Origin of the sequence: Bartonella vinsonii subsp. arupensis OK-94-513 (assembly GCF_000278235.1) — a bacterium.
In the GTDB taxonomy this organism is placed as follows: Bacteria; Pseudomonadota; Alphaproteobacteria; order Rhizobiales; family Rhizobiaceae; genus Bartonella; species Bartonella arupensis.
This window is the reverse complement of sequence record NZ_JH725037.1, coordinates 262474-276721: the sequence shown is the minus strand read 5'-3', so window position 1 is coordinate 276721 and position 14248 is coordinate 262474. Positions and strand designations below refer to the sequence as shown.

The 14248-nt window shown below is 37.9% G+C and carries 9 protein-coding genes and 2 tRNA genes; 6 read left to right on the top strand and 5 right to left on the bottom strand.

Annotated elements, in window-relative coordinates:
* Window positions 1-184: 184 nt before the first annotated feature.
* Window positions 185-679, top strand: a complete 495-nt coding sequence (gene irrA / locus ME1_RS01095) for an iron response transcriptional regulator IrrA (protein ID WP_035008997.1) — start codon at window positions 185-187, stop codon at window positions 677-679.
* 63 nt (window positions 680-742) lie between these two features.
* On the opposite strand, the gene ME1_RS01090 is transcribed toward irrA, so the two are convergent.
* From ME1_RS01090 to ME1_RS01075, 4 genes are all read right to left on the bottom strand, one after another.
* On the bottom strand, window positions 743-1327 hold the full coding sequence (locus ME1_RS01090) for an SH3 domain-containing protein (protein WP_004862220.1): 585 nt from the start codon (window positions 1325-1327) through the stop codon (window positions 743-745).
* Window positions 1328-2619: 1292 nt separating this feature from the next.
* Window positions 2620-2853 (bottom strand): 30S ribosomal protein S21, encoded by a 234-nt coding sequence (gene rpsU, locus ME1_RS01085; protein ID WP_004862218.1) that lies wholly within the window; start codon window positions 2851-2853, stop codon window positions 2620-2622.
* A 194-nt stretch (window positions 2854-3047) separates the two neighbouring features.
* Window positions 3048-4721 carry a formate--tetrahydrofolate ligase gene (locus ME1_RS01080; RefSeq protein WP_004862217.1) on the bottom strand — a complete coding sequence of 558 codons (1674 nt, stop codon included), beginning with the start codon at window positions 4719-4721 and terminating at the stop codon, window positions 3048-3050.
* 569 nt (window positions 4722-5290) lie between these two features.
* A tRNA-Arg gene (locus ME1_RS01075) sits at window positions 5291-5367 on the bottom strand.
* A gap of 380 nt (window positions 5368-5747) precedes the next feature.
* Between ME1_RS01075 and ME1_RS01070 the strand changes: the two genes are divergently transcribed.
* The 3 genes from ME1_RS01070 (at window position 5748) to pgi (ending at window position 11882) form a co-directional block, all read left to right on the top strand.
* Complete coding sequence (locus tag ME1_RS01070; protein WP_004862216.1) at window positions 5748-6890, top strand: efflux RND transporter periplasmic adaptor subunit; 1143 nt, start codon at window positions 5748-5750, stop codon at window positions 6888-6890.
* Window positions 6887-10021, top strand: coding sequence for an efflux RND transporter permease subunit (locus ME1_RS01065; RefSeq protein ID WP_004862213.1), 3135 nt, complete (start codon window positions 6887-6889; stop codon window positions 10019-10021). The genes ME1_RS01070 and ME1_RS01065 overlap by 4 nt, the downstream gene beginning before the upstream one ends.
* A 196-nt stretch (window positions 10022-10217) precedes the next feature.
* Window positions 10218-11882, top strand: a complete 1665-nt coding sequence (pgi, locus tag ME1_RS01060) for a glucose-6-phosphate isomerase (protein WP_004862212.1) — start codon at window positions 10218-10220, stop codon at window positions 11880-11882.
* A 35-nt stretch (window positions 11883-11917) separates the two neighbouring features.
* Here the strand turns inward: pgi and ME1_RS01055 are convergent.
* Window positions 11918-12007, bottom strand: a tRNA-Ser gene (locus tag ME1_RS01055).
* Window positions 12008-12300: 293 nt separating this feature from the next.
* On the opposite strand from ME1_RS01055, the gene rplU reads away from it, so the two are divergent.
* Both rplU and rpmA read left to right on the top strand, forming a co-directional pair.
* Window positions 12301-12792 (top strand): 50S ribosomal protein L21, encoded by a 492-nt coding sequence (gene rplU, locus ME1_RS01050; protein ID WP_004862210.1) that lies wholly within the window; start codon window positions 12301-12303, stop codon window positions 12790-12792.
* Between the two features lie 12 nt (window positions 12793-12804).
* Entirely contained in the window at window positions 12805-13074 is a 270-nt protein-coding gene (rpmA, locus tag ME1_RS01045; RefSeq protein WP_004862208.1) for a 50S ribosomal protein L27, read from the top strand.
* Window positions 13075-14248 lie beyond the last annotated feature (1174 nt).

Sequence of the window (14248 nt, the reverse complement as noted above, 5' to 3'; positions counted from 1 at the left end):
CAAACTTACTTTTAGAGCAAATTTTAAGGAGAGGGAAATGATTTTATATCATTTTTAATGACAAAGGCCCTTTTTTATGTATCCTACATGGTGGGTTATTTAAAAAATGGAATATAAATATACGTATTGTTTCTATTTTTGGCATTTTAACCTTCTTTAAACGAAAATGCATTGTGGTTTTAATATGTCAATGAATGTCGACAATTTAGGTTTAAATGAAGAACAACAATCTGAAAAAGACTGTGGAAAGGTTTTGCATTCTTATTCCATCTCTATGTTAGAAAAACATTTGCGTCAAAATGGTTTGCGGCCAACACGCCAGCGGTTAGAACTTGCTCATATGATTTTTTCTCAAGGGAATCGTCATATTGCTGCTGAAGAGCTCTATGAAGAGGCGATTGCGTTGGGTGTGCCTGTGTCTTTAGCAACAGTTTATAATACGCTTCATCAATTTACGGAAGCAGGATTATTACGGATTATTGCTGTGGAAGGTTCGAAAACTTGGTTTGATACCAATACATCTGACCACTATCATTTTTATATAGAAGGTGAAAACCGTATTCTTGATATTCCTTGTGACTTGGAAGAAACTCCTATCATTGGGAATTTGCCTCAGGCGCCAGAAGGTATGGAAATTTCGCATGTTGATTTGATAATTCGGTTAAAGCCGAAAAGTTGATCTGATTATTAAGACAGAGAAAATTCAACAATTGGCAAACTTTAAGTATGTTTTTGTGAAAGTTCACCAACCTTTAATTTTTTCATCAGGGTAGATCCCCCATAACTGAGTTTGATGAAGCCATCCTCGAATATTATGAATGCTTAATTCACACCAATGTCCATCGCATTGACGAATATTTCCAACGACGTTAGGTTCTATCTCTGCCACAAGTTCTGCATTGTCTGCGGGGCTTTTGCGAAGCATGAGTCTTTTTGTTTTATCTTTTTGCCATGGAACAGTTATAACGGTCCGTTTTCCTGATAAAAGAGATTGATATACCCACCCCTCATCACCTTCGGCATCACGGATTTTACGCCATTGATCATATTCTTGGATGATTTCAATAGGCAATCCCTGTTTTTTATAGGTAAAAAGGATAGAATAATTGCTTCCTGGTCCGATGCGCACATTTACACGGGTGGGTTTAATCGAAGCAAAGCGCGGAAGTGGTAAACCACTTGGTCCTAAATTTTGCCCTGAATTTTGCCCTGAATTTTGATTGAGTGTTTGTGCGTGCAAAAAACGAGATGAACTCAATACAAAGATTCCTGCTATGAGGATGAATGCTGTGCGTATTGAAAACTGAAACCAACTAGAATTTTGCACACTTAAACCTTTTATCTCTTCGTTTCTATATATTGGCAATCTAAGATCTGGAAGATAGGATTGAGAGTTGGATTAAAGATATGGCATACAGCTAGTTAAAGAGATCTAAACAATGAGGAAATTGTTTACAAAAATAGTGAAATAAGTGGAACAAACGTTTAAATTTTCTAATGCTTATTTTGTTTATTAAAGTGTGTCTGTAAATCAATATTCAATTCTCATCCAGTTTTTGTAGATTTAAGATAAATATCGAGTGTTGTGACGGTTGAATATCTTAAAACAGTGTCAGTTTTCTATAACAGATAAGATTATAAAAATAGTGCATCTATCTGTGTGGTTTAATTCTGAAAAGGGATACCACTCTATGCGTATTATAATCAAAAAACGTTCAATAACAGGATAGGTTTATGATTTGAAAAGTAGTTTTAGAATAAAATGATATGTAGAGTTCATGAATTGTTTTAATACAAGATAAGCAACATTGAGGGGAGGACAAGCTATGAGAAGTTGGCTTGCGATTTTGTGGATTGTAAAGATAGCGTTTTTCAGTGTTAACAGATCTTACAAATTTTGTGGTTTGGTTATAGGAGTATACTAAACGACAATCTACTTTTAATTGGTAACGCTGTAGTGTGGTAGAAAAATAGAGAGAGCCGGGGTGAGCATACATCAATTTCAAGTCTTAGGAAGTGCTAGAAACTATTGTTTTACAGGGCATAGAGGATATATTCACGCATTAAAATACAGAGTTGTTTATGCTTGATTTCAGTTTTTGTACCAACGAAGAAGAGAAGTATAAAATTGAACAGGAGATTAAGAGCAGCGCTTACCCGTAGAATCTGTGAAGTGAATCTATAAGTAGTGAGAAAGTAGAATTTATCTCAGTAGAAACCAATCTGATTATAAACTGATAAAAACTCAGAATATTCATTCTTTAAGATGAAAAGAAAATAAAAAACTCAAAAATTAGAGAGTTTCAGCACCTCATTGAATTAAGTGAGAAGGATAAGGTTGCTTGAAACTGCATATTTTTATTCTTTATGCAGGCCATGACACACTGTGATAGCAATTTGTATTTTTCTGTTTAACTTAATTCAAGGAATGTAAGAGACTACAAGAAAATGCTCACTTAAGAGCCTCTTAAAGCTAATCACCACATTTTAAGAACGGATACAGCAGATAGAGAGATACACAAATTACAAGTGAAAAAACACTTATAACACGCACTATACCCTTGAAATTACACTGTATCATTATCGCTACGATTTTAAGAGCACATCAATAAAAGTGCACTATCTCACAGCAGAAGATCGGCCGTTCGTAACAAGACCTTCTCTTTGCGCGCGCTTACGAGCAAGCTTACGTGTACGACGAACAGCTTCAGCCTTTTCACGAGCACGCTTTTCAGATGGCTTCTCATAATATCCACGCATCTTCATTTCCCGAAAAATGCCTTCACGCTGCATCTTTTTCTTTAACGCACGTAGCGCTTGATCAACATTGTTATCACGAACGAGTACTTGCACGATTTATCCTGCTTTGTTTCAAGTTTCACAAATAATAGGTAAAAACCTAACCCTCTTTAAACATATATAAAAGGGCATACACTACGAGACACATATCACATAAATAAGGTATTTGTCTATATTACTTTTTAAAATTCTATTCGTTCCTTATAAAATGTTTTTTATAAGGAACGATTGAGTTTATGGCTCTGCGTTTACGAAAGTCCCTGTATCTGATCATTTCTGTCAAGATGGATTTTTTCAGCAGCGGGATAATGTGGTAAGCCAGGCATGGTCATGATATCTCCGCAAATAACGACAATAAAGCCTGCACCCGCCAAGAGGCGAACTTCTCGTACAGGAACTTCAAAATCAACAGGGGCGCCGTATTGGGTAGGGTCAGAAGAAAAAGAATAGGGTGTTTTTGCCATACAAATAGGGTATGTACCAAAACCCTCTTTTTCCCAACATTCAAGTTGCTTGAGAATAGGGACGGGGATGATGGCTCCACGCCCACCATATAAGTTTGTTATAATACAATTAATTTTCTGAACGAGTGGAAGGTCATCTTGATACAGGACTTTAAAATGAGTATTTTTTTCTTCAATCAAAGTAACAAGTTCCTGTGCAAGTTCTAGGGCGCCTTTTCCGCCCTGTTTCCAATGTGTGCAGACAACAGCTTTATGCCCGGTTGTTGCAACGATCTTTTGTAATGTATTTATTTCAGCATCGCTATCGCTCTCAAAATGATTAAGAGCAACAACACAAGGAATTCCGTAGTGTTGCATATTTTTGATATGCCGTAAAAGATTATCGGTTCCCTTTTGTAAAGCAGGGATATTCTCTTCTGAAAGATGATTTTTCTCCACACCACCATTCATTTTTAATGCGCGGATTGTTGCGACAATCACTGTAGCATCGGGAATAATACCTGCTTGTCTACATTTAATATTGAAGAATTTTTCTGCTCCGAGATCGGCTCCAAATCCTGCTTCGGTGACAACATAATCCGCGAGTTTTAAAGCGGTTTTTGTTGCTATGACTGAATTACAGCCATGAGCAATGTTGGCAAAAGGTCCTCCGTGAACAAGAACAGGGTTATTTTCAAGGGTTTGTACAAGATTAGGCTGCATGGCATCTTTGAGAAGAACTGTCATTGCACCTTCTGCATTGAGATCAGCAACTGTCACGGGTGTTTTATCATAACGATAAGCAACAATAATTTTTTTGAGTCTTTGTGAAAGATCTTCCAAATTTTCAGCAAGACAAAAAACAGCCATAATTTCGGATGCAACAGTAATATCAAAACCTGTTTGACGTGGAAAACCATTAGTTATTCCACCCAATGAAACAACAATATCGCGCAATGCACGGTCATTCATATCAAGGACTCGCTTCCAAACAATGCGGCGTGGATCAATGTTCAGACTGTTGCCCCAGTAGATATGATTATCTATCATTGCGGAAAGAAGATTATGGGCAGCTGTAATGGCATGAAAATCGCCGGTAAAATGCAAATTAAGGTCATCCATTGGTATGACTTGAGCATAACCACCTCCAGCAGCGCCACCTTTTACACCAAAACACGGACCTAAAGATGGTTCTCTCAAGGCGGCTATGGTTTTTTTTCCAATGAGATTGAGAGCATCATTGAGTCCAACCGTTGTCGTTGTTTTTCCTTCTCCAGCAGGTGTTGGATTGATAGCTGTGACGAGGATAAGTTTACCATCCGGATTTTTATTGAGCGATTTTATGTATGCAGAGGAAATTTTAGCTTTATCATGTCCATAAGGAATGAGATTTTCATGCGCAATACCAATTTTTTGTGCAATTTCAGTGATGGGCTGCTTTTGAGCAGTGCGGGCAATTTCAATATCTGTTTTAGGCATGGAAAAATTCTTTAGATTTGGCTTTTATTGACATTGAGAGCGGATACTATAATCGGATAAGGGAATGGATAGCACACAGAGATTAAGATAAACATAACAAAGGTCGATGATATAGATAGTATACTGCACAAGAGAGTAAACCAAAAGGAAACAGAAATAAAAAAATCGCTACGTTTTTAATTGTGATAAGTTTTTAGAAGAAATGCGGTTTTCAGAAACAGTTCATGTTCTTCAGAATGTTTATATCTTATTAAAAAAGAATGCTATCGCCCTGAAACTTGTGAAGGAGAATTTTGTTAAAATGGCAAAAATTCTTTAGAAAAAACAAAATATTTTATTTTGAATTTTAAGAGATAAAAGAGATTTTCAAAAATTTCTATTTTCGCATAGCAGAAGATATTAGATGATGCATGTGTCTAAAGACACTCAGCAAGAAATCCCGATTCGTACTCAAAAGAGTAGGGGCATGCTATCTAATAAGGCTATAAGCGCATGACGAAAGGAATCATAAAGGGGGGGCATTTACTAACCCAAATAATGCGCTAAAGAGGAACGAAAATCTTATATAATGGCGCACCCGAAGAGATTCGAACTCCTGACCCCCAGATTCGTAGTCTGGTGCTCTATCCAGCTGAGCTACGGGTGCATATATTTTCAAGTTTACATCATTGAAACAAGCGTTTCCTAATCGTTTCATTGAAGAATTGCAAGTGAAACTTGGTAAAAATAAAAATTTTGTTTTTTCTTTCTTTAATACATTTTCAAAAGACGACAATATTTTCGGTGTAAGTTGGATTTTTGCATGGTGTCTTTAATCTATTGTTTGAAAAGTAAATGTAATATGAACGATAGTTAACTTGACGCTTTAAGTTGTGCAAGATAATCAAGTACAGATGAGATATGTTTTTTTCGGTGGGGGGTAAGATACACTGCCTGCAGTTCGGTTTTTGTGTGAAGCTTGGATGTTACTGTTGAAAACTGTTTCGAACAAATTTTCATATTAAATAGCGAAGCAAGGATAGATGTATGGGGTTGTTAAAAAAGATCTTTCCACTAGTGTTTTTCATTGTTGTTCTGATGGTTGCTTATTGGGAGGGGAAACAAAGCTCAGAACGGCTTATTCCTATAAAAAATAAGGCGTCAATTGCATCGGATAAAATGTTAAAGGCGCCAATGGGAAGTCCTCTGACACATGTTGTTGTTGATGTTGTTAAAGTTCAAGATTTTTATGAACAGTTGAATGCGCTTGGGAGTGGACGAGCATTTTCTACAGTGGAGTTAACTCCTTGGTCGTCAGGTGTTGTTGATAAGTTTTTTGTGTCAGCTGGTACAAAAGTGCGAGAGGGTGATGCGTTTGCAAAGCTTGATTCTAAAAAGGAAGAAATAGCGACTGCAAAAGCAAAAGTACAACGTGATAATAGTGCATTAACGCTTTCGCGTATTCTTAAATTACGTGCCAGCAATACGGCAACAGAGGTTCAGGAAATTACTGCACGCTTAGAGTTAGATAACGCAAATTTGGTTTTACGTGATTCTGATTTAGCGCTTGATCGGCGAACAATTCGTGCACCTATTAGTGGTGTTGTTGGTATTCTACCTATTGATGTAGGCAATGCTGTTACTCCCAATACTATAATAGGTCGTATTGAGAATAGAGAACGTATTTTAGTCGATATATGGGTTCCTGAGCGGTACACATCGTATATTCATAAAGGGGATGAGGTAACAGCAACATTAACCGCACAGCCAGATAAAGCTTTTGTTGGTCATATTTATGCGATTGATAATGTTGTTGATCCAGAAAGCCGTACACTTCATGTTCAGGTCGAAATCAAGAATGAAAAAGATACACTTATGTCTGGTATGTCTTTTTCTATTGCGTTGCAATTTTATGGTGGCTCTTTTCCTGTTGTTAACCCTCTTGCCATTCAATGGAACAGTAAGGGGTCATTCGTTTGGCGTGTGAGAGAGGGAAAAGTGGAGCCTATTCCAGTATCGATTATGCAGCATAAAGCAGATCAAGTATTTGTGAAAGCTCCCCTCAACAATGGTGATCAAGTTGTGATTCAGGGAGTACAGACGCTTCATCCAGGAAGCAGGATTACTCTTGATAATCCAAAGTCCGATCAACAGCAATTATCAGCACTTCATGGGCAGAGTGTACAATGAGACAGGAATTTAGTGCGAAACAGCCCATAGCACAGGCTGAACAAGGCGGTTTGATTGCATTATTTATTCGCAGACCGGTTTTCACCTTTGTTTTGAATGCTATGATTGTCATTGCAGGGATTGCTGCATGGTTGAATGTGGATGTACGTGAACTTCCCGATGTTGATACTCCCGTGACGACGATTATGACAACTTTTTCTGGAGCATCAGCAGAAACAATTGATCGTGAGGTTACAAGAATTATAGAAGATGCTGTTTCTCGTGTTTCAGGTGTTAAAACAATTTCCTCAAGTTCTTCTTTTGGCCGTTCCCGTGTTGAGATTAATTTTAATGTCGGTGTTGATTTGAATGTTGCAGCATCTGATATTCGCGATGCACTCTCTCGCATTGCGTATTCTTTACCCAAAAATGCTGACACACCTTTGATTATTAAGGCAGATTCGAATGCTGCTGCAATGATGTATTTGGTTGTAACTTCACCAACAATGAGTATTGATGATTTAACAGCAGTTGTAAACGATCAAATCGTTGATGCACTTTCTGCCGTTGATGGTGTTGGTGATGTGCAGGTTGATAGCGCACGCACGAAGATTTTTCAGATTGATATCGATCAAGCAAAGCTTGCGAGCTATGGATTGACCGTAGCAGATATTTCACGTGTTCTTGCTGATATGACAACGGATGTACCGGTGGGGTCATTACGCAATTCTAAGCAAACTTTAATTGTACGTGCTACTGCGCGTTTAACAACACCGGAAGCTTTTGAACAAGTTGTCTTAAAACCGCGTGTGCATCTTGGTGATGTTGCGCATGTTACTTTATCACCTGATGTAGAAACGGTTATTCTTCGTGTCAACGGAAAAACAGGAATTGGATTAGGGATTGTGCGTAAAGCACAGTCCAATACCCTTAATATTTCTCAAGGTGTTCGAGCAGTTCTCAAGCATCTCAAAAATGTTGTTCCTTCTTCTGTACATATGGACGTTATCAGTGATGATGCACTCTTTATTAAGAGCGCACTTCATGAAGTTGAGGTTGCATTGGTCATTGCTGTTCTCAGCGTTATTTTGGTTATTTTTCTCTTTCTAAGAGATATTCGTGTAACGCTTATTCCCGCCTTATCTATTCCTGTTGCTTTGATTGGTACAATTTCGGCCATTTATCTCGTAGGGTTTTCTTTAAATATTCTCACATTTTTAGGACTTGTTTTGGCAACAGGACTTGTGGTCGATGACGCAATTGTTGTCTTGGAGAATATTGTTCGGTGGCGCAATATGGGGTTTGGTCCTCGGGCGGCTGCGGTACTAGGGACACGGGAAGTGTTTTTTGCTGTTTTAGCAACAACATTGACTTTAGTCGCCGTATTTGTGCCTATTTCTTTTCTTCCTGGTCAAGTAGGAGGACTTTTTAGAGAATTTGGTTTTGTGTTGGCAATTTCTATTCTACTTTCTTCGATTGTTGCTTTAACACTTTGCCCTATGTTGGCTTCACGTCTTCTTAAAGAACATGTTGAAAATAAGAAGGAAGAAGCACATCATCTTGCTTTTTTGTATAAATTAGGTTCTTTTTTTAGCAAAGGATATACCTATAGTCTGCATAAATGTTTGGGAAGACCTTGGAGAGTTGTTTTTGCTTCGCTTATTTTTGCGGGTCTTTGTGTTGGAGGCTATACGAAATTACAACAGGAATTAACACCGGCAGAAGATAGGGCTTTGATCTTTTTGGTCATTAATGGACCACAAGGTATTTCAACACAATATCTCAATGAACAGGTAGAGCAGATTGAAACAAGTTTACAACCGTTACGTGATGCTGGAGAGATTGCTAACAGTTATTCTATCGCTGGTATTGGTGGTTCATCAAATACTGCTTTTTTAATTTTGTTGCTTTCCTCTTGGGACAAGCGTTTGCGCTCTCAACAAGAGATCGTAGAAGATGTTAATGCAAAGGTTAAACAGTTTCCTGCAGTTTTTGTGTTTGCTGCACAGGGAAATTCTTTAGGTGTTAGAGGAACTGGTCAAGGGTTACAATTTGCTATTCTTGGCAATGATTATACAAAATTACAGCCAATTGCGGATAAGCTTGTGAATGCTTTGCAAGCTGATACACATTTTATTCGTCCAAGGCTTACTGTTGATGCAACGCAAGCACAATTTTTTATTGAAATCAATCGAGACAAAGCCTCTGAATTAGGGATTGATATCACCAATTTGGGGAATACACTACAAGCAATGCTGGATGGGAAAAAAATTGGTTCCGTTTATGTAGATGACCATTCTTATGATGTAAAACTCACTTCGCGTAAGAATCCACTTAATAATCCTCGTGATTTAGAAAATATTTTTTTAAAAACCAAAGGTGATAAATATGTTCCTTTATCGGTTGTTGCGCGCTTGCATGAAAAAGCCATTGCACCTCAATTAAAACGAGAGAAACGCATGAGTGCCGTTATTTTAAGCGCAAATCTTGCACCAGGTGTTGTTTTAGGGGATGCTTATCAGACAGTACAAAAAATTGCAGCTCCTTTGTTGGTAGAGGGAAATTATATTGTTCCGTTGGGGGAAGCCGCTACACTTGATGAAACATCTTCCAATTTTATGATTGTTTTTGGAATTGCCTTTGTCATTATTTTATTGGTTTTGGCTGCACAGTTTGAAAGTTTTGTTTCAGGATTTATTATTATGGCTACTGTACCATTAGGGATTGGTTGTGCTGTAATTGCTATGCTTTTAAGTGGTGTTAGTCTTAATATCTACAGTCAAATTGGTTTAATTTTGTTAGTTGGGGTTATGGCCAAAAATGGGATTCTGATTGTTGAGTTTGCAGATCAATTGCGTGATCAAGGGAAAAGCGTGCGTGAAGCTGTAGAAGAAGCGGCAAATATTCGTCTTCGTCCAGTTTGTATGACGATGATTTGTGCTATTTTAGGGGGTATTCCTTTGGTTTTGGCTAAAGGTGCTGGTGCAGAGGCACGTGTATCTTTAGGTTGGGTTATTGTTGGTGGTTTGGGTTTAGCAACTGTTTTTACACTTTATGTTACACCGGTTGTTTATCTTTTTCTCGGACGTTTTGTAAAGCCAAAAGCAGAAGAAGCTGTACGCTTAACAAAAGAACTCAGCCAAGTTGAATGATGTACTTTGTCAGAAAGATTTGGAAGTTTCTTACTTTCGTTTTAAAAATGCCGTTTTCAGGTTCTACCTTTCCACTTTTGTATTCCTTTATTTTGTATGTGAACAGTAAAAATGCCGAACAATAAAAAAGGAAGCTCTCTATTTTATGACTGTTTGTGCGTAAATTTCATTGTTAATAACTGTGCGAGATAAGTTCATGGAAGATAGCTTGTTGCTTCGAAATGAAAAAGCTTTTGAGGAAGCTTTAAAAGCTTTACGAAAGCACGCTACAACAGAGAGGGTCCATGATATTCGCCAGCATTTCAAAGAGGATGAAAAGCGTTTTGCCCATTTTTCTTTAAGGCTTGATGATCTTCTTTTTGATTTTTCAAAATGTGGTGTAACATTTAAAACGTTGCAACTTCTGGATAATTTGGCTTTTGCGTCAGGTGTATTAGGCCGGCGTGAGGCAATGTTTTCAGGTCAGTCCATTAATACAACTGAAAAGCGCTCAGTTCTTCATATTGCATTACGTTTGCCTGCTGACGAAGTTTTTATGCTAGATGGACATGATGTTATTCGGGACATTCAGGCAGTTCTTCATGATATGGAAAGATTTTCTGAAAAGGTGCGTGATGGTAGTTATAAGGGAAGCAATGGTGAGAGGATAACCGATATTGTGAATATTGGTATTGGTGGGTCTGATCTTGGACCTGCAATGGTTACACATGCTTTAAAACCTTATCATGATGGTCCGAATTGTCATTTTGTTTCTAATGCTGACAGTGCACATATTTTTGATACTCTCTCTGGTTTGAATCCTGCAACAACGCTGTTTGTCGTTGCCTCTAAAACTTTTACGACCACGGAAACGATGATGAATGCGCAAGTTGCGCGTCAATGGGTTTGTGCGCATTTAGGGGAAGAGGCTGTTTGCACGCATTTTGTTGCTGTTTCCAGTGCGCTTGATAAAGTAGCAGAATTTGGCATAAATTTTTCAAGAGTTTTTGGATTTTGGAATTGGGTTGGAGGACGTTATTCGATTTGGTCTTCTATTGGTCTTGTTGTTATGTTGGCAATAGGGGGCCAGAATTTTCGTCAGTTTCTTAAGGGTGCTCAACAGATGGACCGACATTTTAAAGCAGCACCTTTACATAAAAATATTCCTATTCGATTTGCGCTTTTAGGGTTCTGGCATCGCGTCATTTGTGGTTATCTATCACGTGCTGTTATTCCTTATGAACAGCGTTTGGTGCGTTTTCCAGCTTATCTGCAACAACTTGATATGGAGTCAAATGGTAAGCAGGTTTCTTTGGATGGAAAACCAATGACTTTTCCAAGCGGTCCAGTTGTTTGGGGAGATGCTGGAACGAATGGGCAGCATGCTTTTTTCCAGCTTTTGCACCAAGGAACAGATGTTATTCCCGTGGAATTTATTTTATTTGCAAGAGGGCATGAACATAATTTACGTCATATGCATGATATGTTGGTGGCAAATTGCTTAGCGCAATCAAAGGCTTTAATGAAGGGACGTCGTGTCGAAGATGCTTGGCGCATTCTTGTAAAAAATGGAATGGATGAGCGTGAAGCAGATTATTTAGCACTTCATAAAAGTTTTGAAGGAAACCGTCCCAGTATAATGTTCGTTCAGGATTTATTGACTCCCTTTTCACTTGGTCGCCTTATCGCACTTTATGAACATCGTGTTTTTGTTGAAGGTGTTTTGATGAATATTAATTCATTTGATCAATGGGGCGTTGAGCTTGGCAAAGAATTAGCGAATGAATTGTTACCGATACTTCGTGGAGAAAAGAAAGCGGATAACCGCGATAGTTCGACATTAGGGTTGTTAGCATATATGAGAGCCAAGCGTGTAGAATAACTGTTTTAACAAATATCATTGAGCAACGAATACTCTGGCGGAGAGAGAGGGATTTGAACCCCCGATAGAGTTGCCCCTATGCCGCATTTCGAGTGCGGTGCTTTCAACCACTCAGCCATCTCTCCATATAAAGTGAGTGTGATGGAATTCCACACTATTTGAGTGTATGGCGGGTAGATAACCTTCAATTGCTTTTAGTACAACCCTTTTTTGCTTTTTTATAGGGATTTATTGACAAAGAATAGAAATTCCGTCATATACGCGAGATACAAACGCAGAGGATTCTGCGTGTATTTTTGTAGAGGAGGATATTTTATCCTTCTTGTAAGATCTATTACGACTGATAAAAAGCAGCCTATTTTCCCTTATTAACAAGGCAAAAATCAAAGAAGAGCTGGAATGAACGGAAGGATAAAAAATGTTCGCAGTCATGAAAACCGGTGGTAAGCAATACCGCGTTGTTGCTAACCAAGTGGTAAAAGTTGAAAAAATTATTGGCAATGCGGGTGATGTTGTTGAATTCAATGACATATTGATGGTTGAGCAAGAGGGTAATACGGTTGTTGGTGCACCTGTTGTTGCTGGTGCTTTGGTTACTGCTGAAATTGTAGAGCAAGTACGTGGGCGTAAGGTTATTGCATTTAAGAAGCGTCGTCGTCAAAATTCGAAACGCACGCGTGGACATCGTCAAGAACTGACAACTCTTCGTATTTTAGAAATTTTAATGGGTGGTTCAAAGCCTCAAAAAGCAGTTGCAAAACCAAGTAAAGAGGAAGCCACTGCATTAAAAAAGGCAACGAAGGAAACAAAAGCTCCTGCTGCTGCCAAGAAAGCAGCTAAGAAGCCTGCTGAAAAGAAGATCACACCGCAGAAGAAAGCGGCTGTAGCATCAGAGAGTAAAAAAGATTAAAGGAGAACGTCCATGGCACATAAAAAAGCTGGTGGTTCCTCGCGGAATGGTCGCGATTCAGAATCAAAACGACTTGGCGTTAAAAAATTTGGTGGTGAAGCTGTCATTCCTGGGAATATTATTGTTCGCCAACGTGGTACGCGTTGGCATCCTGGTGACAATGTTGGTATTGGAAAAGACCATACTCTTTTTGCACTATCAAATGGAACGGTTTCTTTTCGTAAGAAAGCAAGTAATCGTTCTTATGTTTCGGTTATTCCCGTGACAGAGGCGACAAAGTAGGTTGTAATAAGCTTAGAACTTCATTGGAGTTCGGTTTGAATTTTAGCACAAAAAAGGAAGGATAGGGTACTATCCTTCCTTTTTTTGCTTTATGCTATAATGTAGAGTGGAAGAGGAGCAAAAAAACTAAATAACAGAATTTAGGAAAATGTTTTTCTTAAATCACTGAAAGATTGCTGTTATGTTTTGCTTGTACTGAAAGCATTAATATGAGGAGGGAGCTTGCCAATAATTATTGTATGATAATGATGCAGAAGGTTTTTTGCGCACGAAAAAGCGTCAAACAATTTGTTTTAAAAAGACAATTTATTTTCATAGAATTTTAAGAGAAATTTGAGGGGGGATAGTGGAGTTATTAATGTTCTTTAAATGGTTATGGAGAGATGATCTGTTAAAAAAGGCAGGAATATGTAAGAGGGGTTATAAAAGTATTGATCTCAGCCACTTTGCAAGTGGTGAGTGATAAGAGAGTTTCAATATCGAGAGTAAAATGATGCTGTTCAGGGGACTTATTTTGAAGAAATAAAAATGACAGACGTACAATCAACGATATCAAGAGTATTTTTGACCTATCTATTATTGAGAGTAAAATAAGCCTTGTCGGATAAGAGCGAGATTTGTTTAAGTTAAAAACGCTTTTCTTTTACAGTTTTATGAATCTTGTTTTCCGGAATAAATATTTAGAAATTAAAGTCATATATGGGGATTTGTTTGATTTTATTTTTCGAGAATAATATTGTTTTTAGGTGTATATATTGAGTGGGTAAGTGGACAGAGAATTTTTTGTGGTTGTGATATTTATTTGAGAAAGAAAATTCTATAATGTAGTCGAAGTTATATCTTGAGGATTCTATGTTGTGAGGTATTTAATTATATGGAATCTTAAGGGAAAGGCTACATTTGGCAATCTGTGATTATGTAATGCGTTAGAGAGGGAAGGACAGGTTCTTCAGTTTTTGGGGAATTAAAAATTAGCAGAAGTTGCGGTGATGGGGGAGTTCTGTTTTCTTATATGAGGAGTCATGACAGTTTATGCCAGATAACTTGGGAAAATGAGAGCATTCTTTTTAAGAGCTTTTCGATTTGTTGAGGGTGCAAGGATTGGGGCATTGATCTTTGTAAAATAAAAAGTGTGGTTCGATTTATTTATGATAACTTTTCGTAACTTGATAGA

What these genes read in the sequence shown, in the direction of transcription:
- ME1_RS01070 (WP_004862216.1), top strand. Translation starts at nt 5,748, where the DNA reads ATGGGGTTGTTAAAAAAGATCTTTCCACTAGTGTTTTTCATTGTTGTT.
- rplU (WP_004862210.1), top strand. Translation starts at nt 12,301, where the DNA reads ATGTTCGCAGTCATGAAAACCGGTGGTAAGCAATACCGCGTTGTTGCT.
- pgi (WP_004862212.1), top strand. Translation starts at nt 10,218, where the DNA reads ATGGAAGATAGCTTGTTGCTTCGAAATGAAAAAGCTTTTGAGGAAGCT.
- ME1_RS01065 (WP_004862213.1), top strand. Translation starts at nt 6,887, where the DNA reads ATGAGACAGGAATTTAGTGCGAAACAGCCCATAGCACAGGCTGAACAA.
- irrA (WP_035008997.1), top strand. Translation starts at nt 185, where the DNA reads ATGTCAATGAATGTCGACAATTTAGGTTTAAATGAAGAACAACAATCT.
- ME1_RS01080 (WP_004862217.1), bottom strand. Translation starts at nt 4,721, where the DNA reads ATGCCTAAAACAGATATTGAAATTGCCCGCACTGCTCAAAAGCAGCCC.
- rpmA (WP_004862208.1), top strand. Translation starts at nt 12,805, where the DNA reads ATGGCACATAAAAAAGCTGGTGGTTCCTCGCGGAATGGTCGCGATTCA.